Consider the following 23201-nt stretch of genomic DNA (forward strand, 5'->3'; position numbering starts at 1 on the left):
TGTCCTCATCCTCCCTGCCCGACCCGGTTGGCCCGGGCCAGCAGCCACAGCAGACCCGGGGCGCCGAGCACCCCGGTGATCACACCGACCGGGAATTCGGTCGGGCCCAGCAGGTGCTGCCCGGCGAAGTCGCAGCCGAGCATGATGACCGCGCCGGTCAGCGCGGACAGTGTCAGCGCGGGACCCCGGCCGTGCACCAGACGGCGGGCGACGGGACCGGAGAGAAAGGCGACGAAGGCGACCGGCCCGGTCGCCGCCGTGGCGACCGCGGCCAGACAGACCGCGATGCCGATCAGCACCAGGCGGCTGCGCTCGACGCGTACCCCAAGGCCGGTCGCGCTGTCGTCGCCGAGCCCGAGCACCGGCAGCGAACGCACCGCCAGACAGACCGCGGGCAGCAGCGGCAGCAGGCACAGCAACAGGGCGCGGGCGAGCGGCCAGTCCGCGCCGTTGAGGCTGCCGGTGAGCCAGAGCAGTGCCTGCTGCGCGGTGTAGATGTCGGCCCTGGTCAGCAGGAAGGACACGATGCTGGAGAGCCCCGCGGCCACGCCGATGCCGACCAGCACGAGCCGGTAGCCGGTCACCCCGCGCCGCCAGGCCAGCAGATAGATCGCCAGCGCGGTGGCCAGCGCGCCCGCCACGGCGAGTCCCGACACCGTCGCGCCGCCGAGCCCGAACACGACGATCGCCACCACGGCCGCCGCGCTCGCCCCGGAGGTGATCCCGATGACGTCGGGGCTGGCCAGCGGATTGCGGATCAGCGTCTGGAACACCGCGCCCGACAGGCCGAACGCGGCGCCCGCCGCGACCGCGGTGACGGCCCGCGGCAGCCGCACCTTCAACACGATGAAGTCGGTGGCCGCGTCGCCCCGCCCGGCCAGCGAGCGCAGCACGTCGGACAGCGGGACGGAGTAGCTGCCGACGCACAGCGAGGCGCACAGCAGAGCGACGGCGCACAGCACGAGGACGAGTGCGACGGCGCTGGTACGCGCCCTCGGCCGGCGCCGCGCGGCCCGCATCGCGCGCAGGGTGTCGGCAGGCACCGTCGTCCGGATCGCACGGTCCGAAGCGGCGGTGTCCCAAGCGCCGCCGTCCGCAACGGCGCTGTCCGATCCGGCGCGGCCGGTCGGCGGTTCGGGGGTCGGCACTTCGGGGGTCCGCGGTCCGGGCGGCACGGACGTCTGCGGGTGGGAGGTCGGTCTCACTAGAGCCCCGCCTGCCTTCCGCGCCGGACCAGCACGATGAGCACCGGCGCGCCGAGCACCGCGGTGACGATGCCGACCTGGATCTCGCCGGGCCTGGCCACGATGCGGCCGAGCACGTCGGAGACCAGCAGCAGGGCCGGGGCGATGAACAGCGAGTACGGCAGGATCCAGCGGTGGTCGGGGCCGGTGAAGGAGCGGACGACGTGCGGAACGGTCAGCCCGACGAAGCCGATGGGACCGGCGAGCGCGGTCGCGGCGCCGCACAGCAGCACCACGGACACCGCGCAGAAGATCCGGGCGGCGGCGATGTTCGCGCCGAGCCCGCGGGCGGTGTCGTCGCCGAGGCTCAGGGTGTTGAGCAGCCGTCCCGATCCCAGCGCGCACACCGCGCCGACCAGGAGGAACGGTCCCGCCTGGTAGGCCACCGGGAGATCGCGCCCGGCCAGCGAGCCGACCTCCCAGAACCGGAACCGGTCGAACGTCGCGGTGTCGGTGAGCAGGACGGCGGTGGTGAGGGAGGTCAGCCCCGCGCTGACGGCGGCGCCCGACAACGCCAGCTTGACCGGTGTCGCGCCCTCCCGGCCGAGCGAGCCGACCGAGTAGACCAGCAGGGCCGCCGCCGCGGCGCCCACGAAGCCGAACCACACGTAGCCGGTGAAGGAGGTGATCCCGAAGACGCTGATCGCGGTGACGACGGCGAGCGAGGCCCCGGCGTTGACGCCCAGCAGGCCGGGATCGGCCAGCGGGTTGCGGGTCAGACCCTGCATCACCGTCCCCGCCAGGCCCAGCGCCGCACCGGCCATCAGACCGACGACCGTACGCGGCAGCCGCAGCGAGGTGACGATGGTCTGGTCGTCGTTGCCGGAGTCGTGGTGGAAGACGGTGTCCAGGACCGTGCCCAGGGGGACGGACTTGGCGCCGATCGCCAGGCTCGCGCCGACCGCGAGGGCGAGCACGACCGCGGCGACGATCAGCCCGGCGCCGAGCGCGGCCGTACGATCACGGCGGGGTGAACCGTGCGCGTTCGCGGGGGAGCCGGTCGCGGCCGGGACGGGAGGAGTCCCGTCGGCCGGTACCGGGGCGGGCCCGCTGCGGGCTCGCAAGACGTTCATGGGCCAACTCCTCGGCGGACTCACCCGGGCGGAAAGTAAGGGCAGGCTAACTTAAGCCGTGCGGTCGTTCTGCCGCCCCTTGGGGGGAATCGAGCCGCCCGGCGGCGGCGGACGGGCCGTAGGATGACATCTTGTGTCGCCGAACGGACACTCCTGAGCGGTCCTGCCCGATCGGGCCGATGCTCCGTGCGGCCGTTCCGTCATCGCACCGGAGTGCGGAATTCCGTGCCGCGCGGGGGAGTTGGCGAGATCGCGCCCGTACGGCGGCGGGAGCGGCCGGAGGCCGCGGGTGACCTTCTGCCGACACCGACTGGCCGAGGCCAGAATCCACCCCGGAAAGCCGCGCTTAGGGTAACCAAAGTTAGGTAAACCTAAGTTCTGCTCGGAGGTCCTCATGTCGTCCCTGCCGCCCGGCCCTTCCTCGTCGCGCCTCGCGCGTCCGACCCGCCGCACCCTGCTCGGCGCGGGCGCGGCGGGCGCCGCGCTCCTCGGCCTCGCCGCCTGCGGATCCGGCGGATCCGGCTCCTCGGACAGCGCTTCGGCGGGAACCAAGGGCGGCGGCAAGAGCGGCGGAAAGGCGACCCGTACCGTCGACTCCGCCAAGGGCCCGCTGGAGATCCCGGACAAGCCCCAGCGCGTCGTCGCGATCAACGACTTCCCGATGTCCGCGATCTTCGACCTCGGCCTGACCCCCGCGGGCCTGTTCAACGCGGGGGAGGAGTACGTCCCGCAGCGCGACCTGGAGCGCTGGAGAAAGATCCCCAAGGTCTCCAACGGCGTCGGCGGCGCCATCGAGGTGGAGAAGGTCGCAGCCCTGCGCCCCGACCTCATCATCGGCATCGACGTCCAGGCCAACCTGCCGTACAGCCAGCTCAGCGAGCTCGCGCCGACCGTCCTGCTGCCCTTCTCCAAGTCCAAGGCGCCCTGGCGTGACATGTCCGACCAGACGGCGGCGGTCCTCGGCGTACCGACCGCTCTCGACAAGCTCAAGGGCCGCTACACCCAGCGCGTCGCCGAGATCAAGCAGAAGCACGCGGACGTCCTCGGCCGCGTCCACTGGGATCTGCTCCAGGGCGGATTCGACGAGGGCCAGTGGTGGCTGTACGGCGTGGGGTCGCCGATCGGCGGCATCCTCAAGGAGGCGGGCGCGCAGTTCGCCACCGCCACCCAGCGGCTGGCCGAACAGCAGCCCGTCTCCTACGAGTTGATCACCGCCAAGCTCTCCGACGCGGACGCGATCTTCTACTACACGACCAACGACGGGAAGCCCGCCAACCTCGGGCCCAAGCTCTTCGCCCAGAAGTCCTTCAAGCAGCTCGCCGCCGCCAAGGCCCACCACCTCTACGGCAGCGACTACTTCCTGCCCGGCGGCTACGAGGACGCGCTCGGCGTGCTCGACGACTTCGAGAAGGCGCTGACCTCGCTGTGACGGCGCTGCCGCGGGACCGGTCTCAGCGGGGCGAAGCGGAGAAGTACGCGCCCGGTGTGCGGCCGGTCTCCTGGCGGAAGGCCGCGATGAACGAACTGGGCGTGGAGTACCCGACCTGGAGCGCCACCGCCGCCAGCGGCCGGTTGCCCGCCATGTGCTCCAGCCCGGCGCGCAGCCGCGCCCTGGTGCGCCAGCGGCCGAACGACATCCCGGTCTCGGAGCTGAACAGCCGCGCGAGCGTACGGGCGCTGGCCCCGACCTCGCGCCCCCAGTCCTCCAGCGGCCGGTGGTCGGCGGGCAGCGCCAGCAGCGCCTCGGCCACCTTGCGGGCCCGGCCGTCCACCGGCATCGGGAGGTCGATCGTCGTCACCCCCACCGGCCGCAGCAGGTCGAACATGACCGCCTCCGCCCGCGCCCTCGGCTCCGGCTCCAGATCCGGGTCCGCCAGGTGCGTGATCAGCTCGCGCAGCAGCGGCCCCACCGCCACCACCGTCGGCTGCGACCACGCCAGCGGGCAGCTCTCGGGATGCACGTACACACTGCGCATCCGGGCGGTGCGGCTCGCGCTCGTCGTGTGCGGCACCCACGCCGGTATCCACAGCGCCAAGGTCGGCGGCAGCACCCACGAGTGCGCGCCGATGTCCACGGCCAGGACACCGGTCGGCGCCCACACGAGCTGGTGCACATCGTGCTCGTGCTCGCCGAAGCGCTGGCCGCGCGCCATGTCGAAGTTCACGACGCGCAGCGCCTCGGCGCGGGCGGGCGGCGTCGAACCCTCGGCGACGGCATGGCTGTTCAGCGACATAAGTCAGCAGCGTAGCTCATTTACGACAGCCCGGACCGACCCGTAACCTCGCGGTGGCCGCCGCACGTACCACCGTCCGGCGGCCGTACGCACGACGCACCACCCACCGGCCAAGGTCCCCGCGGGCCTGGAAAGAGCGCACACCTCGCCATGCCCCAGACACCGCCCACCGCCGCCGTCACCCCCGCCGCCGACCCCGGCCCGCTGCGCGCCGCGGCGCTCCACGTACGCGGCAGCCTCACCGCTGCGGTGCTGCTGCGCAGCGGACATCTGGCCGGTGAGGCGCTGGTGCCGGTGGTGGTCGGCGTCGTCATCGACCGGGCGGTGGACGGCGGCTCCGGCCGGGAGCTGGCGGCCTGGCTCGCCGTGCTGGCCGCCGACTTCCTCGCGCTGTCGCTGTGCTTCCGCTTCGGCTCCCGCGCCACCGTCGCCGCCGCCGAACGCTCCGCGCACGCCGTCCGCGTACGGCTCACCGACCGGATGCTCGCGCCGGACGGGACGGCCGTACGGGACCGGATGCCCGGCGACCTGATGTCGGTCGCCGTCTCGGACGCGCAGAACGTCGGCAGATTCACCACGTCCGTCGTCCAGGCGATCGCGTGCGTGTTCGCGCTCGTCCTCGGCGCGGCCCTGCTGCTGCGCATGTCCGTCACGCTCGGCCTGCTGGTGCTGCTCGGCACGCCCGCCGTCCTCGTCGCGGTGCATCTGCTCGGCCGCCCCCTGGAGCGCCGCGGCGCGGCGGAACAGGCAGCCGCCGCCCGCGCGTCGGGCACCGCGGTCGACTTCGTCGCGGGACTGCGGGTCCTCAAGGGCCTGCGCGCGGAGGGCCCCGCGTACGCCCGCTACGTGGAGGCCAACCGGACCAGCCTGCGCGCCACGATCTCCGCCGCCCGTTTCGAGGCGCTGATGGACGCCGCCGCCGTGCTGCTCGGCGGAGTCCTGGTCACCGCGGTCGCCCTGGTCGGCGGGCGGCTCGCCCTCCAGGGCCGGATCAGCCTCGGCGACCTCATCGCCTGCACCGGCCTGTGCCAGTTCCTGCTCGGACCGACCCAGGGCCTCATCGCCGTCGGCTCCGACCTCGCCCGCGCCCGCGCCTCCGCCGGACGCGTCACGGCGGTGCTCGACACGGCGGGCGCGCCCGGCGCTCCCGCCGCGGCCAAGGACGCCCCGGAGGCCGACTCCCCGGCGAACCCGTGTGGCGCGCTCGAACTGCGCGCCCTCACCTACGGGCGGCTGCGCGGGGTCGAACTGAGCGTCGCGGCCGGGGAGCACGTGGGGCTGGTCGTGCCGGACCCGGCCGCCGTCGCCGACCTGATGGCGTGCCTGCGCGGACAGGCGGAGCCCGAGAGCGGCGCCGTCCTGCTGGACGGCACGGCGGCCACCGACCTCACCGGGGCCGCGATACGCGAACGCGTCCTCGTCGCACCGCACCACCCGTTCCTCTTCGACGGCACGATCCTCGACAATCTCGGCTCCGGGCCCGAGGGAACCCCTTCCCGGCCTGCCCCCGACGGCCTGCTGCCCGCCGCGGGGGACACCCGCGTCGGCGAGCGCGGCGCCTTCCTCTCCGGCGGCCAGCGTCAACGCGTCGCGCTCGCCAGGGCGTTGGCGGCCGACCCGCCGATCCTCGTGCTCGACGACCCGACCACAGCGATCGACTCGGTCACCGAGGCCAGGATCGCCCGCACGGTCACCGACGAGCGGGCGGGCCGTACGACACTGATCGTGACCACGTCCCCCGCGCTGCTCGCGGCCTGCGCGCGTACCGTCCTGATCACCGAAGGCGCGGTGGTGGCCAGCGCGCGGCACGCCGACCTCACGGCGGCCGAACCGGCCTACCGGGCGGCGGTGTTCGCATGAGCGCGCAGACCGAGCGGACCGGGGAAGCGACCACCGTCGCCGACCTGCTGCCCGTCGCGACCCCGGCGAGAACCGGCCGCGCGGTGCTCGAACTCGTCCGCCCGCAAAGGGCGTTCGCCCTCCTGACCGCCGCGGTCTTCGTCGCCGAGGCACTGGTCGGCCTGGTCGGGCCGCTGGCGCTCGGCCGGATCGTGGACGTGGTGCAGCAGCGGCGCGGCGAGGGACCGGTCTACGTAGCCGCGGGCGTGCTGCTGGCCGCGGTGCTGGCCCAGGCCGTACTGACCGCGATGGGCCTGCGGCTGACCGCGCGGGTCGGCGAGACCGCCCTGGCCCGGCTGCGCGAACGCGTCATCGAGAGCGCCTTCGCCCTGCCCGCGCAGCGCGTCGAACAGGTCGGCGCGGGTGACCTCGCCGCGCGGATCGGCGACGACGCCTCCCTGGTGGCGGGCGCGCTGCGCGGCGTGCTGCCCAGTGTCGCGGGCGCCGCGCTGACCATCGGCTTCACCGTCATCGGACTGACCGCCCTCGACTGGCGGTTCGCCCTGGCGGGGCTGTGCGCCATGCCGATCCAGACAGCCACCATGCGCTGGTACTTGCGCCACTCGGGTCCCCTCTACGCGGCCCAGCGCGTCGCGGGCGGCGAGCGGACCCGGCAGATCCTCGAATCGGTGTCGGGCGTCGAGACCGTACGGGCCTTCCGGCTCACCGAACGGCACACCAAGCGCGTCGCGGACCGCTCGGCCGCCGCGATGGGCTACGCCCTGCGCGCGGTCACCCTGCGCTCGCGCTTCTACGGCCGCCTCAACGCGGCCGAGTTCACCGGCCTCGGGCTGATCCTGTGCACCGGCTACTGGCTGGTGCACGCCGGCCACGCGGGCGTCGGCGAGGCCACCGCCGCCGCGCTGCTGTTCGTCCGGCTCTTCGACCCCGTCAATGTGCTGCTGGGGCTCGCGGCGACCGCGCAGGAGGCGGCGGCGGGACTCGCCCGGCTGGTCGGAGCGGCCGACCTCGCACCGGAGCCCGCCGCCGAGCCGGGCGTGACGGCCGTACCCGCGCCGCGGGAGTCCGCTGCCGACGCCGCACATGGCCCGGCGTATCTCCTCGACGCGCGGGACATCCACCACGCCTACCTGCCGGGACGGCCCGTGCTGCACGGCGTCTCGCTGCGGCTGGCCCCCGGCGAGCAGGTGACGCTGGTCGGCACGACCGGCGCGGGCAAGAGCACCCTGGCGAGGATCGTCGCGGGCGTCCATCCGCCGACGTCGGGTCACGTGTCGGTCGGGGCCACCGGGCGGGCGGGGCGGCCCGCCGTGCTGCTGCTCGACCAGGACACCCACGTCTTCGCCGGTACGGTCGCCGACAATCTGCTGCTGGCCCGGCCGGACGCGGACGAGGCGGCGCTGACAGCGGCTCTCGACGTGGCGGGCGCCCTGGCGTGGGTCCGCGCGCTGCCCCAGGAGACGGCGACGCGGGTCGGGTCGGGCGGCATGGCGCTCACCGCCGTGCAGTCCCAGCAACTGGCGCTGGCCCGGCTGGCGTTGGCCGATCCGCCGATCGCCGTGCTGGACGAGTCGGCGGCCGAGGCGGGCAGCGAGGGCGCCCGCACGCTGGAGGCCGCCGCGCGCGAAGTGCTCGCCGGACGCACGGCGTTGGTGGTGGCGCACCGGCTCACGCAGGCCGCCACCGCGGACCGGGTCGTGGTGATGGACGACGGCCGCATCGTCGAGGAGGGCCCGCACGACGAACTGGTCGCCGCGGGCGGCCGGTACGCCGAGCTGTGGTCGGCCTGGTCGTCGCGGGCGACCGCGCCCGCCACGCCTCCGGTGTCCTGAGCCGCGACACCCGGAGTCCAGCACCAGGCATGAGGCACCAGGCATGAGGTATCAGCCATCAGGCATGAGGCATCGGGCATTCGGCGTCCGCCGCGCGGTCAGCCGGAGCCGCGCACGTCCCGTCCCGCGGCGGCCCAGTTCGAGGTCAACTGGTCGAGGTAGGACTGGGCTTGTGACCCGGGGGTGACGCCTCGGGCGAAGGCCAGCATGTTGCCCGCGCCGGTGTTGTAGCCGAGCGCGATCAGCTGATTCGCCGTCAGGGAGGTGGAGCGGTGGGCGGGGAGCTGGGCGGCCAGGTCGTGCAGATACCAGGCCGCCGACTCGATGGCCAAGCCGGTGTCGTCGGGCAGCTCGTCCCAGTCGCGGCCGGCGAAGTCGCGGCCCCGCCTGGTCTCGTCGAAGGTGGCCTTGTGCATGTTCGCGATGCCGAAGGCGGCGTCCGGCTTGAGCTTCTGCCAGGCCCGTTGGAAGGCCGGGTCGTGCGGCTTGTAGTCCTCGTTGTAGAGGATCGCCATCAGCACCTGCGGGTCGATCCCGGCGCGGGCCGCGTACCGCTTGACCTGCGGCGCGTACCCCCCGAGACCGTCGCTCGCGGAGGCCGAGGGTTCGGCGGACGCGCTCGGCGCGCTGCTGCTCGGCCGGGCGGAGCCGCCGCCCGCCGACCGGTCGGCGGCGTCGGGACTGTGCCCGCGGCCGCCCGCGGCCCATCCGGCGACCACCAGGGTCGCCAGGACGACCCAGGGCCACCGCTTCCGGGGCTTGTCCACCGCCACTGTCCCGCCGCCTTCCGTCACCGCACGGTGCCACCGTACGGACTCGCCCCGCGACACACGCGTCCGCCGCGTCGCGAGGGGGTACCGACCTCCGCCGCAGGTCCGGGCCTGGACCTGTGAGCACTTCAAAGATTGCGCAATCAAGGAACCGCGTCGCACGGATCCTCGTTCTTCTCAGTAGAGGACGCGAAAACAAGCGGGAAGGTGGAGAGGGCTCGTGGGTGTGACTCTGTCCAAGGGCGGCAATGTCTCTCTGAGCAAGGAAGCCCCCGGACTGACGGCCGTCACGGTCGGCCTGGGGTGGGACGTACGGACCACGACGGGTTCCGACTACGACCTGGACGCGTCCGCGCTGCTGTGCGACGCGGGCGGGAAGGTGCTGAGCGACCGGCACTTCGTGTTCTTCAACAATCTGGAGAGCCCGGACGGCTCCGTCACGCACAGCGGCGACAATCTGACCGGCGGCGGTGACGGGGACGACGAGCAGATCAGGGTGAGCCTCGCGACGGTCCCGCTCCAGGTCGACAAGGTGGTCTTTCCCGTGTCGATCTACGAGGCCGAGAAGCGCGGCCAGAGCTTCGGCCAGGTCCGCAACGCGTTCATCCGTATCGTCAATCAGGCCGACGGGCGCGAGCTCGCCCGCTACGACCTGACCGAGGACGCCTCCACCGAGACGGCGATGGTCTTCGGCGAGCTGTACCGCAACGGAGCGGAGTGGAAATTCCGCGCCATCGGCCAGGGGTACGCCTCGGGCCTGGCGGGCATCGCCACCGACTTCGGCGTCAACGTCTGAGGTCCACCGAGCCGGGGCCGCCCCTTCCACCCCCCCTGGGGGCGGTCCCACCCCCCGTCGCCTGAATCCCGCCACGTCCGCACCCGCGACAGTTCCCCAATTGCGTAATCGATAAAGTGTCGCGCATGGAGAGAGCAGGGAACGGCGCCGACGGCTGGGAAGCCGCGGTCCTTGACGGCGGTCCGGCGGACGGCGTGCGGATACGGGTGGCCGGACGGCCGCGAGTGGTGCAGGTGAGCTGTCCGTGCCCCCTCGACGACGAAGCGGGCACGACGGGCGTACGGGTGGACGCGCTGCACATCTATCGACGCACGTCCCGCGCCGGGGACACCCCTTTGCGCTACGGCTTCGACGCCGCCAGTCCCTGACGGGCGGCGGTCCGCGCCTCGTACCGCGTCTTCGCCATCACCAGCGCCGTCCCGTACGACATGAGGACCGCGGCGAGCAGCGCGTAATAGAAGAGCGGGAGCGCGGTGAAGCCGAGGGCGGGGGCGAGGGGGGAGAGGGGGACGAGGATGCCGATGGCCGCCAGCGCGCTGGTGGTCAGCCGGATCGGGCCGGGCGCGCGGCCCTCCGCGGCGGTGCGGCCGGTGCGCAGCAGCAGCATCACCAGGGCCTGCGTGAGCAGATTCTCGGTGAACCAGCCCGACTGGAAAGCCTCTTGGCTGGCGCTGGTGCCGAATCCCCTGATGGACAGGGCGAGGATGCCGAAGGTCGCCACGTCGGCGATGGCGTTGAGGATGCCGAAACCGGTGACGAAGCGCAGGATGGCGCGGGGTTCGAGGGCCGAGGGCCGCGCCATGTCGGCGGCCGGCGGCCGGTCGTAGGCGAAGGCGAGCTGCGCGCCGTCGAAGCAGAGATTCTGCACGAGGACCTGCATCGGCAGCATCGGCAGGAAGGGCAGCAGCAGCCCGGCGGTGAGCATCGCGATGACGTTGCCCAGATTCGAGGACAGCGCGATCCGCAGATAGGTGGCGATGTTGCCGCTGCTGCGGCGCCCGGCGACGATCGCGTGGCAGATCGCGGTGAGGTCCTTCGCCGCGAGCACCACGTCGGCCGCCTCGCGCGCCACGGCGGTGGCGTCACGCGGGCTGATCCCCACGTCGGCGGCGTGCAGCGCGGGCAGGTCGTTGACACCGTCGCCGAGGAAACCGGTGACGTGGCCGCCCGCGCGCAGCGCCCGCACCACGCGGGCCTTGTGCGCGGGGGTGCAGCGGGCGAAGACCGTGGTGGTCTCGGCGAGTTCGGCCAGAGCGTCGTCGTCCAGGCCGTCGATCGTGTCGCCGGTGACCACCAGGCCGGGGTCGAGTCCGATCTCGTCGCAGGCCCGCGCGGCGGTGCCCGGATGGTCGCCGGTGAGCACCTTCACGGTGACACCGCGCCCGCTGAGCGCCGTCAGGGCGTCGGCCGCGGTGTCCGCCGCCGCGTCCCGCAGCCCGACGACGCCCAGGAACGTCAGCCCGTACTCGTCCGACGCCGTGACGGACGAGGCGCCGGACTTCGCGGGCCGCTCCGCCGCGGCCACGGCGAGCACCCGCAGACCTCCCTCGGCCCGCTGCGCGCACATGGACAGCAGCCGCGCGCGGGCCTCGTCGTCCAGGTCGGTGTCCCGGCCGTCCACGCGCTGCCGCACGCACCGGGCGATCACCGCCTCCGCCGCGCCCTTCACGACCAGCGCGTGCGTGCCGGGACTGCCCGGTGTCCGCAGCACCACCGTGGCCAAGCGGCGTACGGGATCGAAGGGGAGCGCCGCCACCGCGTCGTGGTCGAGGTCGTCGCCGCGCTCCTCCGCCGCGTCCAGCAGCGCCTCGTCGAGCGCGTCGGGCGAGGGCAGCTCGGCGAGTTGGAGGGTCCACAGACTGTTGACGGCCGCCCAGTGCAGGACGTCGGGACTGTCGTGCCCCTCGCCGTCGACATGGCAGGCGACGACCGGCCGGTCCTGGGTCAGGGTGCCCGTCTTGTCCGTGCACAGGACGTCCATCGCGCCCAGGTCGTGCAGCGCGGGCAGCCGCTTGACGATCACGTCGCTGCCACGGGCGAGCAGGGACGCCCCCCTGGCCAGCGTCGTGGTCACCACGACCGGCAGCATCTCCGGCGTCAGGCCGACCGCCACCGCGACCGCGAACGGCAGCGTCTCCAGACCGCGCCCGCGCAGACCCGCGTCGGCCATGAGCACCAGCGGCGGCGTCAGCAGCATGAACCGGATGAGCGACCAGGAGATGCCGTGCACGGAACGGTCGAAGGCGCTCTCCCGCCGCCGCGTCGACATACCGCGAAAGCCCCGCGCGAACCGGGTGTGCTCGCCGGTCGCCGTCACGACCCCCGTCGCGCTGCCCGAGGCGACGCTGCTGCCCTGGAGGCACAGGTGCGGCGCCTCCTGCGCGGACGACGAACCGTGCCGGTGCCGGCGGTCGCCGGACGCCCCGTCCCCCGGCTCCTCGTCGGAGGCGGGCGACGCGTCGCCCGTCGGGCCGGGACTCTCCACCGGATACTTGGCGACGGGCGCGGACTCCCCGGTCAGCGCGGCCTGGTGCACGGTGAGCCCGGTGGCGCGCAGCAGCCGCAGATCGGCCGGGACCAGATCCCCCGGGCCGAGCAGGACGACATCCCCGGGCACCAGTTGGTCGACGGGGATCTCGCGGGTCTCCGGCGCGCTGTTCGCGTCCGCTCGACGGCGTACGGTCGCGGTCGCGGCGACCAGTTCCCGCAGCGCCGACGCCGACTGGTCGGCGCGGTACTCGCCGCTGGAGCGCAGCACGCAGCTGACCGTGACCAGCGCCATGATCACGCACGCGGTGTTCCAGGCGGCGACGGCGGCCGACACCAGGGCGAGGCAGAACAGCACGGTGGTGAAGGGATCGCGCAGGCTGCGCAGGAAGCGGCGCGGCCAGGAGACGGAGCGCAGCGCGGGAAGGACGTTCTCGCCGTACCGGGCGAGCCGGTCGTCGGCCTGCGACTCCAGCAGCCCGCGCGGACCGCTGCCGACCACGCGCAGGAACTCCAGCGTGGGCAGATCCGCCGTGTCGGGGGCGGTGAGGTGACCGGGCGGCGCGCCCTGCTCCAGGCCGTCGACCGGCTCGGGCGCCGCCCAGGCGGTGGGACGTGGTCCGCTGTCAGGCGCCCAGGTCACGGACGCGCCCAGGCGTTGTCGTGTACCCACCGCGTTCCGCGAGCTGCCGCAGCATCCACCGCACCATGGTCTCCACGTCCGGGTCGTCCACCAGGTACACCACGTGCCGTCCCTCACGGCGCGACCGCACCAGGCCGGCGAGCTTGAGCTTCGTCAGGTGCTGGCTGACCGCGGGCAGCGCGCCGCCGACCCGCTCGGCGAGCGCGGTCACATCGCTCTCGCCCTGCATCAGCGTCCACACCAGGTGCAGCCGCGCGGGCGAGGCCAGCAGGCCGAAGGCCGCGGCGGCCTGTGTCAGCACCTCAGCGGGCAACTCCTCGAAGTCGCCCCCGCCCCTCGCCACCACCGCTCTCCCTCCGGACCGCGCCTGCGCGCCGACCGCGCGAGCGCTCAGTCTAGAGCGTGTCCGTGAACGCCGGACCTCTCCCGTGACCTGCGCTTCACGGGCGCCGGACACCGAGCCTCCGGCGCGGCCGGGCACCGGCGCGTGAGGCCGCGGGGTGGGGCAACAGCCGTCGGCTCAGAGGGACGTGACCCACTCGTCGGTGGTCATGACCTGGGCCTGCTTGGGGAAGACCTTCTCGATGAGGATGCGGTGGACGTCGGGCTCGTTGTCGGCGCAGGCGTCGGACAGGACGGTCAGGCGGTAGTCGAGGTCGGCCGCCTGGCGGATGGTGGACAGGACGACGCCGCTGGTGGACAGGCCGGTGAGGACGAGCGAGTCCGCACCGGCGCCGCGCAGCAGGACCTCCAGGTCGCTGCCGGTGAAGGCGCTGACCCGGCGCTTGACGGCCACCGGCTCGTCGGCGCGCGGGGCGAGCGCGTCGACCACCTGGGTGGCCGGGTTGTCCTGGGTGAAGGCGTCCCCTGCCTGGCTGAGGGCGCTGAAGGAGAGGTTCGAGGCGGCGGTCTCCGGATAGCCGGGCCGGAAGGCGACCCGTACGAAGATCACCGGAATCTCGGCGGCGCGGGCGGCCTCGACCGCGCGGGCCGCCGCGGCCACGACGGAGTCGTCGGCGATGCGCTGCACGATGCCGTTCTGGAAGTCCATGACCAGCAGGGCGGTACGGGATGCGGACATGAGGGGCGGGTCCTCTCGGCGGAGAAAGTAGACAGTCTTAACTGAACAGTGCGAATTAAACAGTGTAGGCTGACGATATGCAAAGTGAAGCGAAGCCGGTCGCTCCCGGCATGCTCCAGGCGTCCCTGGACGTCCGCGTGGTGGTGGGCAGACTGCGCCGCCGCATCCTCCAGGTGACGGACGGGGAGGATCTGACCCCGTCGCAGTCGTCCGTGCTGATGCGCGTCAGCCGGGGCGACGCCGTCACCGCCGCCGCGCTGGCCGACGCCGAGCACGTACGGCAGCAGTCCATGGCCGCGACGCTGTCCTCACTCGAGCGGCTGGGACTGATCCACCGCACCCCCGACCCCGCCGACGGCCGCCGCCAGATCGTCGAGCTGACCCCGGCGGGCCGCGAGCGCGCGGAGGGCGCTCGGCAGGCGGGCGTGGAGTGGCTGGCGCGCGCCTTGGAGGAGCAGTACGACGACGCGGAGCGGCACACGATCAGTGAGGCGATGCGCCTGTTGGGCAGGCTGACGAACTGATGGCCGCGATACCGCAGGGACAGTCCGGGCAGTCGGGGCCGTCCGAGCCGTCTGAGCAGCCCGAGGCGTCCGCCGTGCCTGCCGGGCCTGCCGTACGAACGGAGCAGGCCGCCGTACGGCCGGAACGGACCGCCGCGTCGGGTGCGCCAGCCGCCGTACAACCCGCCGTACAACCCGCCGCGCAGGACGCCGGACCGGCCGCTCCAGGCCGGCCCGAGCGGCCCCAGCGGTCCGAGCGGTCGGAACCCTCCTCCGCACCGGCCGAGGGCGCCTTCGACCGGCGGCTGCTCGCGCCGATGATGATCGGCTCGATCCTCAACCCCATCAACTCCTCCATCATCGCCGTCGCCCTGGCGCCGATCGGCGCCGCCCTCGGCGCCGACGCCGCCCGGACGGCCTGGCTCATCTCCGCGCTCTACCTGGCCACCTCCATCGGGCAACCGCTCGTCGGACGGCTGGTCGACACGTACGGCCCCAAGCGGCTGTTCCTCGCCGGGGCCGCGCTGACCGGCGTCGCCGGGGTGATCGGCACCCTCGCCCCGAACCTCACCGTCCTCGTCGCCGCCCGCGTCGTCCTCGGCTTCGGCACCTGCGCCGGTTATCCGGCCGCCATGTACCTGATCCGCAGCGAGGCCGAACGCACCGGGATGAAGAGCCCGGCGGGCGTTCTCACCACGCTCGCCGTGACCGGCCAGACCGTCGCCGTCATCGGCCCGACCCTCGGCGGCCTGCTCATCGGACTCGGCGGCTGGCGGAGCACCTTCGCCATCAACATCCCGCTCGCGATCGCCTGCCTCGTCCTCGGTTGGATCCACCTGCCGGGCAGGACCGCGATCGCGCCGTCGGGCGCCGCCGACGGCGCCCCGCTCCCCGACGGCGCCCCGCTCCCCGACGGCGCCCCGCTCCCCGTCGGCGGGCCGCGCCCGCGCAACCGCCTCGACTGGGCGGGCGTCCTGCTCTTCGCCGCCACCCTCGTGTCGCTGCTGCTGTTCCTCATGGACGCCCGCACCGACCGGGCCTGGCTCATCGCGCTCACCCTGCTCGCGGGCACCGGATTCGCCCTGCGCGAGCGGCGCGCCGCCGACCCGTTCATCGACGTCGGCGTCTTCGCGGGCAACATCCCGCTGCTGGCGACCTACGCCCGCACCTTCGTCGCGTACACCGTCTCGTACTCCTTCATCTACGGTTTCACGCAGTGGCTGGAGGACGGCAGGGGGCTGAGCGCCTCCGCGGCCGGGCTGCTCCTGCTGCCCACCTTCGCGGTCGGCATCGTCGTGTCCACCCTCACCGGGCGCAAGGCCGTCGTGCGCGGCAAGCTGGTCGTCGGCGCCGTGGCCCAACTCGTCGCCTGCGCCATGCTGTTGGCCGTGGGCGACCACGCCGCGGTGTGGCTGCTGGTCGCGGTCGCCGTCGTCCTCGGACTGCCGCAGGGCCTGGTCAGCCTCGCCAACCAGAACGCGCTCTACTTCCAGGCCGACCCCGCGCGCATGGGCGCGTCGTCCGGGCTGCTGCGGACGTTCATGTATCTGGGCGCCATGGTCGCCTCCTCCGCGACCGGCGCCTTCTTCGGCCGCCGCGCGACCACCTCGGGACTGCACGGCCTCGCCCTGTTCATGCTCGCCGCCGCGGCCGTCTTCCTCGTCCTCACCCTGGTCGACCGCTCGCTCGGCCGGATCGCCGCGCCGCAGGAGACGAAGCAGGCTACGCCCGCGCGGTGAGGGGCACGGCGCTCAGCCGGAGCCGCGTCCCGGTGCCCCGAGCAGGCGCGACACCGCCGGCAGCCGCAGAATCCTCGGCAGGAGCAGACCGAAGAGATACGCGAGGGCCACGCCCGCGACCGTGGCCCACAGACGCTCGTCGGCCCGGGCGCGGGCCTGGTCGGGCTCCGCGTGCAGCAGCAGGAGCAGCACGAGGACCGTCGAGTAGGCGGGGGTCAGATACCAGCGGCTGCCCTGGGTCGCCGCGGCGAGCGCGAGCGTGGCCGCGGCGGTCACCGCGTACGCCCAGTCCGGCGCGTCGTTGCGGAGCAGCAGGAGCGCGACCGCGCCACCGGCCAGCACCGACAGCACCCGGCCGAAGGACCGCAGCCGTTGCATCTGGGGCCGCGGACGCATGACCATCAGCGCGGCCACCACCGGCCAGCCCGGATGCGTCGGCGCCAGCGCCAGACCGCAGCCCGCCGCGGCGGCCCCGGCCGCGCCGAGCCGCAGACCGTACATCCTGGCCTGCTCGGCGGAGTGCGCCGGGCCCGGCGGCCCGGGGGGCGGCGCGGTCGACGGCCACAGCAGCGACACCAGCCAGGCGTACGCGGAGCCCGCGACGATCAGCCCGGTGATGCCGAGCGCCTGGGACACGTCGTCATAGCTCAGCCCTGCGCCCACCATGGGCAGGCTGAGCACGAGCAGCACCATCCCTGCCGGGCGCCGTGCGGCGACGACGGCGGACGCGTACGCCAGCAGGAACACGCCGGGCACCGCGACCCACCGCACCTGCACCAGCAGCGACCCCAGCACCATCGGCAGGCCGGTGCACAGGCCGACCACGACGGTCATGAACCGGGCCCGCCGCCGGGCGGGCATGCGCATGACGGCGGCGGGGAGCACGCCCACCGCCAGCGCCATGCCCGCGCCCGGATCGTGCAGCGCCACCGCGGCGCCCGGCAGCGCGTACAGCAGACCGCGCGCGAAGCCGGGCCACGCCCAGGCGACCCGCGGCGGCGACCCGGCGGCCGCTGTCGCGGTGTCCTCCTCGCTCACGGCCGGTGTCGCGGTGTCCTCCCCGGTCACGACCGGTGTACGTCCGCTGGTACGGAGCGGGCGGGCGACGGGTGCAGGGACCGCATGTGCGCAAACCTCCGGTACGGAGCCCCCGCCCGGCGCGGCGCCCTGAACTTCCCACCCTTCGCCGTAACGCCCGGCGGCGCACGTCACGGCACGCATCGGGGTGACGGTATGTCACGGGACCCGCCGCCCGTTCCCGCCGTCGGGCGGGTGCGCGGGCCGTGCGGAGGCGGGTGGCGTCCCGGGTGGAACGGCTGCCTCGAGCGTCACGATCCCCGCCGCTGCCACCCCGTCCGTCCGATCCCGGATGTGGCAGGTGTGAAAAGGGTGTCGACCGTATGCTGTTGGCCGCTGGTGGTGCGCCGGCCGGGGCGAACAAGGGCAGTTCGGCGCATCGCGCGGCTCCCGCACATCGCAAGAGGGGAAGCGCTCACGTGACCGATCCGACCGAGCAGGAACTTCCGGACAACTGGGGCCGCTGGGGTTCCGACGACGAACTCGGCACGCTCAATCTGATCACCGACGCCGTACGCGCACAGGCCGCCGCCGAGGTGCGGACCGGCCGGTGGGTGTCGTTGGCGCAGCCGATCACGCCGACCCCCATCGTCAGCAGCCCGTTCGCGCCGACGACGGTGGACGTCTCCCCGGTCCAGCAGATGATGTCCTACACCGGCGTTCCCGTGGCGGCCGATCTGACGCTGACGCAGAACCACCACGCGGGCTCGACCCACATCGACGCGCTGGCGCACTGGTCGACCGACGGTCAGGTCTACCCCGGACGTCCGAGGGACCAGGTCGTGACCGCCGCGGGCGTGACCTTCGCTTCGACGGGGGCCTTCGCCGCGGGCATCGTCACACGCGGGGTGCTGCTCGACCTGGTCGTGGACGGCCGGCTGGCGCCCGGTCACGCGGTGACCTCGCACGACCTGGAGGAGGCCGAGAAGCGGCAGAACGTCGAGGTGCGCTCGGGCGACGCCCTCGCGATCCGGCTCGGCTGGCCCGCCACGCCCGTCCCCGGCACACCGACACCGGGCATCAGCCTCGACGCGGTGCGCTGGATGCACCACCGCCAGGTCGCCGTCTACACCGGTGACCGGGGCGACGCCTTCCCACCGCTCGATCCGAACGGGCCGTCGCCGTTGCACGGCGTGGCACTCGGCCGGATGGCCATGCCCCTGATCGACGCCTCACAGCTCGACGATCTCGCCGCGCTGTGCGCGGAGTTGGGGCGCTACAGCTTCCTGCTCTCCGTCGCGCCGCCGCGTATCCACGGCATGACCGGCGTCCCGGTCAACCCGATCGCCCTCTTCTGAGCGGCCGGTTCCGCACCGTGGGGACCGGCTCGCGGGCGTCAACCGGCCAGCAGCAGGGTGCCTGCCGTGATCAGGGCCGCGACCTTGGCGGCTTCCAGGCCGATGTAGGCGTAGTGGGCGTGGGAGCGCGGCGGGTCCTGCCCGGCCAGGACCGCATTCGAACGGCGGGTCAGGCGGGGCCGTACCACGGCTAGTTGGAGGACGAGCAGAGCCACGGCGGCGGTCAGCGCGACCGTCGCGCGGGCGGAAAGGGGCCCGCTGACCGCGACGGTCAGCAGGGCCACCGCGAAGACCCCTTCGACGGAGTTGAGCGCGCGGAACACCAGGCGGCCGATGCCGAGACCGATACGGACGGTGACGTCCGGGGCGCGGAACTTCAGCGGCGCCTCCAGGAAGGAGATGGCGAGGACCATCCCGAGCCAGGTGAACACCAGGGCCACCGAGGCCGCCGCCGACGCGCTCAACGCCCCTTCCCTTCCACGGGGCGTGCCGCCCGGCCGAGGTGGACCACGCACAGGTCGGGTTCCACGAACGGCTCCAGCCGCTCGGCGGTCAGCGGCGCCTCCATCGCGGCCAACGCGCCCTGGATCAGGCCCAGATGGATCGGGCAGACGATCTTCGACCGCTCCTGCGCCAGGTCGAGGAAGGGGCAGTGCCGCAAGCCGATCCGGTCGACGGCGCCGCGCGGCGGGCGCTCCGGGGCGAAGCCGAGGTCGTCGAGCAGGCGGATGAGACCTTCGACCGCGCGCGCCTCGGTGACCGTCGTGCGCGCCTCGGTGACCGTGCCCGACGGGGCCGTTGCGTCCGGTGCCTCGGTCAACTCCCCGCCCCAGGCGCGCCCGGCCGCGACCGCCGCCTGCGTGGGACGGGGCCTGTGCGACAGCTCCTCGACGAGGATCGACGCGAGCAGCCGGTAATTGCGCGGTCCCGTCCGGTCCATGCCAGGGGCGGCGCGGAACAGCAGCGGCGGCCTTCCGGGCCCGGTGCGCGCGGCCGTGACCTGCTCCGCCTGCCCGTGCCCCACCAATGTGTCGAGGTGGAACCGGGCCGTGTTCGGGTGCACTTCGAGGCGGCGGGCGATGTCGGCGATGCTCAGCGGCGCCGCCGATCGCCGGAGCAGGTCGAGGACGGCCCGCCGACGGCCGGCGGGCGCGTCGGTCACGGCGTCCGTGGGATCGGAGGGAGGCGTCATGCGCTAGAGTTTACACAATCGCCACTTGTAGAAATAGAGAGAGGCGCGGCCCGTGCCAGGACCCGAGCTCGACGTACGTCCGCTGCCCAAGCCCGGCAGGCACCCCGCCGTCTTCGCCGCGTACGACGCCCTCGCAGTAGGGGATTGGCTGGTCCTGGTCAACGACCACGACCCCCGCCACCTGCGCGAGGAGTTCGACACGGAGCACCCGGGCGGCCACGACTGGCAGTACGAGGACAAGGCGCCGGGGGAGTGGCGGATCCGCATCCGCAAACTCGCGTCGACCTCGCTGCCCCGCGTCCTGACCGGCGCGCGGCGACCGGACTCCCCGGTGGTTTCGGACTCCGCGGTGGTTTCGGCGGCCCCGGCCTTCCCGGATGCCGCGGACGGGCCGGGCGCCCCGGCCGTCGCATCGCCGGGCGTGCCCGACGCCTCCGGCGCGGTGTGGAAACTGCGCATGCGTGACCGCGACTTGGACTCCAACATCATCCAACTCCCGCCGCACGCGGGCATCGCACCGCACCTCGGCCCCGACCTCGACGTGCTCGTCCACATTCTCGACGGCGACGGCCGCCTCACCACCGAACTCGACCAAGTCCCCCTCGTCCCCGGCGATTTGGTGTGGCTCCCGCGCCGCTCGCTGCGCGCGTTCACCGCTGGACCGCACGGCCTGCGCTACCTGACCGTCCATCAGCGCCGCCAGGCCCTCGTCCTCGCGCCGCCGAGCCCTCGCGTCTGAGGGACCCCGTGTGAGCGGCCGCATGGCGCGCGGCCGGCGGTGATTCCCGCTGCCGACGAGGTCTGCCCGGACCGGGCGGTGCGGAGGACACCGGGCGCGGACCGGACCGCGACAGGAGGGCAGCGGGCACGGCATGGCGTGTCGTCGTCCATAAAACGCTGTAGTAGCATGCTGGTCCGAGATCGACTCCTTTGCGCTGACGCACGCCTAAATGGGGCCAGTTCCCACGGCCGGCCCGTCTCCCGTCTCTCTGCCGTGAACGGAGATCCACCCCATGGCCACTGATGCCGCGCAGCCGTCCTTGCTCCTGCCCGAGGTCGGAGGGCGACTGCTGGCCGCCCTGGACATCGGCGGGACGAAGATCGCCGGAGCGCTGGTGGACGCCGAGGGCCGCGTACGGCACCGGGCCCGGCGTCCGACGCCCGCGGGCGCCGACTCGGCGGTTCTCGGCGCCGTCCTCGAGGTGCTGGCCGAGTTGACGGCACATCAGGACTGGCGCGCGGTCACGGCGTTGGGCATCGGCAGCGCGGGTCCTGTCGACATCGCGGCGGGCACGGTGAGCCCGGTGAACATCCCCGCCTGGCGCGGCTTCCCGATCGTCGAGCGCGTACGGGCGCACCCCGCCGTGGCGGGAAAGCCGGTGGTGCTGTGCGGCGACGCCGTGGCGATGACGGCGGCGGAGCACTGGATCGGCGCCGCGCGCGGATACCGGAACGCGCTGTGCATGGTGGTCTCGACCGGTGTCGGCGCCGGACTCATTCTTGACAACGCTGTCCGCAGCGGGCCGACCGGCAACGCCGGGCATCTGGGGCACATCACCGTCGACCTGCTCGGCGAGCCGTGCGTCTGCGGATCGCGGGGCTGCGTCGAGCAGTTGGCGAGCGGCACGTCCATCACGCGCCGCGCGCTGGAGCAGGGCTGGCGGCCCGAGGAGGGACCGGCCGACGCGGCGGCGGTGGCCGTCGGTGCCCGGCGGGGCCACCCGGTCGCGCTGGCGGCCTTCGACTCCGCCGCGCGGGCCCTGGCCGCGGGCATCGCGGCGGTCGCCACCCTGGTGGAGATCGAGGCGGCCGTCATCGGCGGGGGCGTCGCCGAGGCCGCCGACGTGCTGTTCCCGCCGCTGCGCCGCCACTTGGAGTCGTACGCCGCGCTGCCGTTCGCAGCCGGGGTACTCGTGGAGCGGGCCGCGCTGCGGGGGGACGCCGGACTGGTCGGTGCGGCGGCCATCGCGGGAGCGGCCACGGCCGGAGCGCGCTGAGCCACGGGCCCGCGTCGCGGCGTACGGCCGGGGCGTGGGCCTGTCGACCGGCTCCGGTGCTGCTTGGGCCGCTGGCCGTCGCCGACCGGCGCCGACCGGCGCGTATGCAACGTTTGAGTGTACGCTGAGCCGACGAGGCGGCTCGTACGGTCCACCCCTCGGCCGGGACTCCCCGCGACCCGCGACTTCCGGCCCCGGTGCGGCGCGTCTCGGCACGGCCCGACCACGAGACGAAGGCGGACATCCGGGTGAGCCAGACGGCAGCAGCGGGCGGCGGGCGCAAGGCCACGATCAAGGACGTCGCCCGGCGTGCGGGAGTCTCGCCGTCCGCTGTGACCATCGCCGTGCACAACAAGCCGGGCGTGTCGTCCAGTACGAAGGAACGCATCCTCCAGGCCGCCCGTGACCTGGGCTGGAGCCCGAACCAGGCGGCGCAGTCGCTGTCCGGCCGGGCGCTGCACACCGTGGGACTCGCCATCGCCAGACCCGCGCGGATGCTCGGCCTCGAACCGTTCTACATGGAGTTCATCTCCGGTATCGAGAGCGTGCTCGGCCGCCACTCCTGCTCGCTCCTGCTGCGGCTGGTCGAGGCCGACGACGAGATCGAGGTCCACCGCGAGTGGTGGCAGGGCAACCGGGTCAACGGCAGCATCCTGGTCGACCTGAGGGTGGACGACCCGCGCATCCCGGCGCTGTCCGCGATCGGCCTGCCCGCCGTGGCCGTCGGACACCCCTCGCTCGCCGGTCCGTTCACCTCCGTGTGGACCGACGACGCCGCCGCGACCGTCGAGGCGGTCCGCTACCTGGCGGCGCTCGGGCACCGCAGGGTGGCCCGGGTGAGCGGACCCGCCGAACTGGGGCACAGCGCCATCAGGACCCGCGCGTTCACCGAGACGGCGGCCGAGTTGGGCCTGTCGGCGCAGACCGTCGTCGCCGACTTCTCCGCCGACCAGGGCAGCCGCGCCTGCCGTACGCTCCTGCTCTCCGCCGAGCGCCCCACGGCGATCGTCTTCGACAACGACATCATGGCCGTCACCGCGCTGGGCGTGGCCGCCGAATTCGGCCTGTCCGTACCGCAGGACCTGTCCCTGCTCGCCTGGGACGACTCGCAGTTGTGCCAGCTCACCCGGCCCATGCTCTCGGCGATGCGGCACGACATCTTCTCCTTCGGCGCCGACGTCACCGAGACGCTCTTCGATGTGATGACGCATCAAAAGCCCGCGTCCCACGCGGCCCAGATCCCCGGCCTCGTCCCGAGGGGTTCGACAGCGCCGCCGCCCAGGCCGTAACACCGCGCTGTCGTCGGGCTGTTGAGGTCGGATCGCCGGTGACTGCGCGCCGCCCCACCGCTGTCGGCGCCGCGTCCCTCGTCCGT

The 23201-nt window shown here is 73.7% G+C and carries 21 protein-coding genes; 11 read left to right on the top strand and 10 right to left on the bottom strand.

From position 1 onward, the window contains the following. Window positions 1-5: 5 nt before the first annotated feature. Together ACIO6U_RS24200 and ACIO6U_RS24205 are read right to left on the bottom strand one after the other, a co-directional pair. A complete protein-coding gene (locus tag ACIO6U_RS24200; RefSeq protein WP_401722096.1) occupies window positions 6-1043 on the bottom strand; it encodes a FecCD family ABC transporter permease in 1038 nt (345 codons plus the stop codon). Window positions 1044-1204: 161 nt separating this feature from the next. After that, complete coding sequence (locus ACIO6U_RS24205; protein WP_391044954.1) at window positions 1205-2317, bottom strand: iron chelate uptake ABC transporter family permease subunit; 1113 nt, start codon at window positions 2315-2317, stop codon at window positions 1205-1207. Between the two features lie 394 nt (window positions 2318-2711). Between ACIO6U_RS24205 and ACIO6U_RS24210 the strand changes: the two genes are divergently transcribed. Then, window positions 2712-3746, top strand: coding sequence for an ABC transporter substrate-binding protein (locus tag ACIO6U_RS24210; RefSeq protein ID WP_355340927.1), 1035 nt, complete (start codon window positions 2712-2714; stop codon window positions 3744-3746). 22 nt (window positions 3747-3768) lie between these two features. Here ACIO6U_RS24210 and ACIO6U_RS24215 read toward each other — a convergent pair whose 3' ends face one another. Next, on the bottom strand, window positions 3769-4551 hold the full coding sequence (locus ACIO6U_RS24215) for a helix-turn-helix transcriptional regulator (RefSeq protein ID WP_355340924.1): 783 nt from the start codon (window positions 4549-4551) through the stop codon (window positions 3769-3771). Window positions 4552-4701: 150 nt separating this feature from the next. On the opposite strand from ACIO6U_RS24215, the gene ACIO6U_RS24220 reads away from it, so the two are divergent. Together ACIO6U_RS24220 and ACIO6U_RS24225 are read left to right on the top strand one after the other, a co-directional pair. Next, window positions 4702-6411, top strand: coding sequence for an ABC transporter transmembrane domain-containing protein (locus ACIO6U_RS24220; protein ID WP_401722101.1), 1710 nt, complete (start codon window positions 4702-4704; stop codon window positions 6409-6411). After that, entirely contained in the window at window positions 6408-8243 is a 1836-nt protein-coding gene (locus ACIO6U_RS24225) for an ABC transporter ATP-binding protein (protein WP_401722104.1), read from the top strand. The genes ACIO6U_RS24220 and ACIO6U_RS24225 overlap by 4 nt, the downstream gene beginning before the upstream one ends. Window positions 8244-8341: 98 nt before the next feature. On the opposite strand, the gene ACIO6U_RS24230 is transcribed toward ACIO6U_RS24225, so the two are convergent. Further along, a complete protein-coding gene (locus tag ACIO6U_RS24230; protein ID WP_401722107.1) occupies window positions 8342-9010 on the bottom strand; it encodes a lytic transglycosylase domain-containing protein in 669 nt (222 codons plus the stop codon). A 223-nt stretch (window positions 9011-9233) separates the two neighbouring features. Here ACIO6U_RS24230 and ACIO6U_RS24235 point away from each other — a divergent pair, with 223 nt between their 5' ends. Together ACIO6U_RS24235 and ACIO6U_RS24240 are read left to right on the top strand one after the other, a co-directional pair. Next, window positions 9234-9809, top strand: a complete 576-nt coding sequence (locus ACIO6U_RS24235) for a TerD family protein (RefSeq protein WP_391044947.1) — start codon at window positions 9234-9236, stop codon at window positions 9807-9809. A gap of 125 nt (window positions 9810-9934) precedes the next feature. Further along, window positions 9935-10177, top strand: coding sequence for a hypothetical protein (locus ACIO6U_RS24240; RefSeq protein ID WP_355340909.1), 243 nt, complete (start codon window positions 9935-9937; stop codon window positions 10175-10177). Here the strand turns inward: ACIO6U_RS24240 and mgtA are convergent. From mgtA to ACIO6U_RS24255, 3 genes are all read right to left on the bottom strand, one after another. Continuing rightward, a complete protein-coding gene (gene mgtA, locus ACIO6U_RS24245; protein ID WP_401722111.1) occupies window positions 10150-12939 on the bottom strand; it encodes a magnesium-translocating P-type ATPase in 2790 nt (929 codons plus the stop codon). The genes ACIO6U_RS24240 and mgtA overlap by 28 nt on opposite strands. Beyond that, window positions 12923-13282, bottom strand: coding sequence for a metalloregulator ArsR/SmtB family transcription factor (locus ACIO6U_RS24250; protein WP_391161906.1), 360 nt, complete (start codon window positions 13280-13282; stop codon window positions 12923-12925). The genes mgtA and ACIO6U_RS24250 overlap by 17 nt, the downstream gene beginning before the upstream one ends. Before the next feature lie 177 nt (window positions 13283-13459). Then, on the bottom strand, window positions 13460-14020 hold the full coding sequence (locus ACIO6U_RS24255) for a cysteine hydrolase (RefSeq protein WP_355340903.1): 561 nt from the start codon (window positions 14018-14020) through the stop codon (window positions 13460-13462). Between the two features lie 77 nt (window positions 14021-14097). Between ACIO6U_RS24255 and ACIO6U_RS24260 the strand changes: the two genes are divergently transcribed. Both ACIO6U_RS24260 and ACIO6U_RS24265 read left to right on the top strand, forming a co-directional pair. After that, window positions 14098-14544, top strand: coding sequence for a MarR family transcriptional regulator (locus ACIO6U_RS24260; RefSeq protein ID WP_355340900.1), 447 nt, complete (start codon window positions 14098-14100; stop codon window positions 14542-14544). Window positions 14545-14840: 296 nt separating this feature from the next. Continuing rightward, the gene (locus ACIO6U_RS24265; protein ID WP_401722267.1) at window positions 14841-16262 is read left to right on the top strand and encodes an MFS transporter; all 1422 of its coding nucleotides are present in this window, start codon (window positions 14841-14843) and stop codon (window positions 16260-16262) included. 12 nt (window positions 16263-16274) lie between these two features. Here the strand turns inward: ACIO6U_RS24265 and ACIO6U_RS24270 are convergent, their stop codons facing one another. After that, complete coding sequence (locus ACIO6U_RS24270) at window positions 16275-17330, bottom strand: FUSC family protein (protein ID WP_401722116.1); 1056 nt, start codon at window positions 17328-17330, stop codon at window positions 16275-16277. Between the two features lie 428 nt (window positions 17331-17758). Between ACIO6U_RS24270 and ACIO6U_RS24275 the strand changes: the two genes are divergently transcribed. Next, entirely contained in the window at window positions 17759-18637 is an 879-nt protein-coding gene (locus tag ACIO6U_RS24275) for a cyclase family protein (protein WP_401722119.1), read from the top strand. Window positions 18638-18675: 38 nt separating this feature from the next. Here ACIO6U_RS24275 and ACIO6U_RS24280 read toward each other — a convergent pair whose 3' ends face one another. Continuing rightward, window positions 18676-19050 (bottom strand): hypothetical protein, encoded by a 375-nt coding sequence (locus ACIO6U_RS24280; RefSeq protein ID WP_401722270.1) that lies wholly within the window; start codon window positions 19048-19050, stop codon window positions 18676-18678. Window positions 19051-19097: 47 nt separating this feature from the next. After that, on the bottom strand, window positions 19098-19829 hold the full coding sequence (locus tag ACIO6U_RS24285; RefSeq protein WP_401722122.1) for a helix-turn-helix transcriptional regulator: 732 nt from the start codon (window positions 19827-19829) through the stop codon (window positions 19098-19100). Between the two features lie 52 nt (window positions 19830-19881). Here ACIO6U_RS24285 and ACIO6U_RS24290 point away from each other — a divergent pair, with 52 nt between their 5' ends. From ACIO6U_RS24290 to ACIO6U_RS24300, 3 genes are all read left to right on the top strand, one after another. Continuing rightward, a complete protein-coding gene (locus ACIO6U_RS24290) occupies window positions 19882-20568 on the top strand; it encodes a DUF2249 domain-containing protein (protein ID WP_401722125.1) in 687 nt (228 codons plus the stop codon). 274 nt (window positions 20569-20842) lie between these two features. After that, a complete protein-coding gene (locus ACIO6U_RS24295; RefSeq protein ID WP_401722128.1) occupies window positions 20843-21826 on the top strand; it encodes an ROK family protein in 984 nt (327 codons plus the stop codon). Window positions 21827-22074: 248 nt separating this feature from the next. Further along, window positions 22075-23115: a substrate-binding domain-containing protein gene (locus tag ACIO6U_RS24300; RefSeq protein WP_391118126.1), complete on the top strand. Its 1041-nt coding sequence runs from the start codon at window positions 22075-22077 to the stop codon at window positions 23113-23115. Window positions 23116-23201: the final 86 nt, after the last annotated feature.

The organism is Streptomyces sp. NPDC087422 (assembly GCF_044744145.1).
Classification (GTDB): Bacteria; Actinomycetota; Actinomycetes; order Streptomycetales; family Streptomycetaceae; genus Actinacidiphila.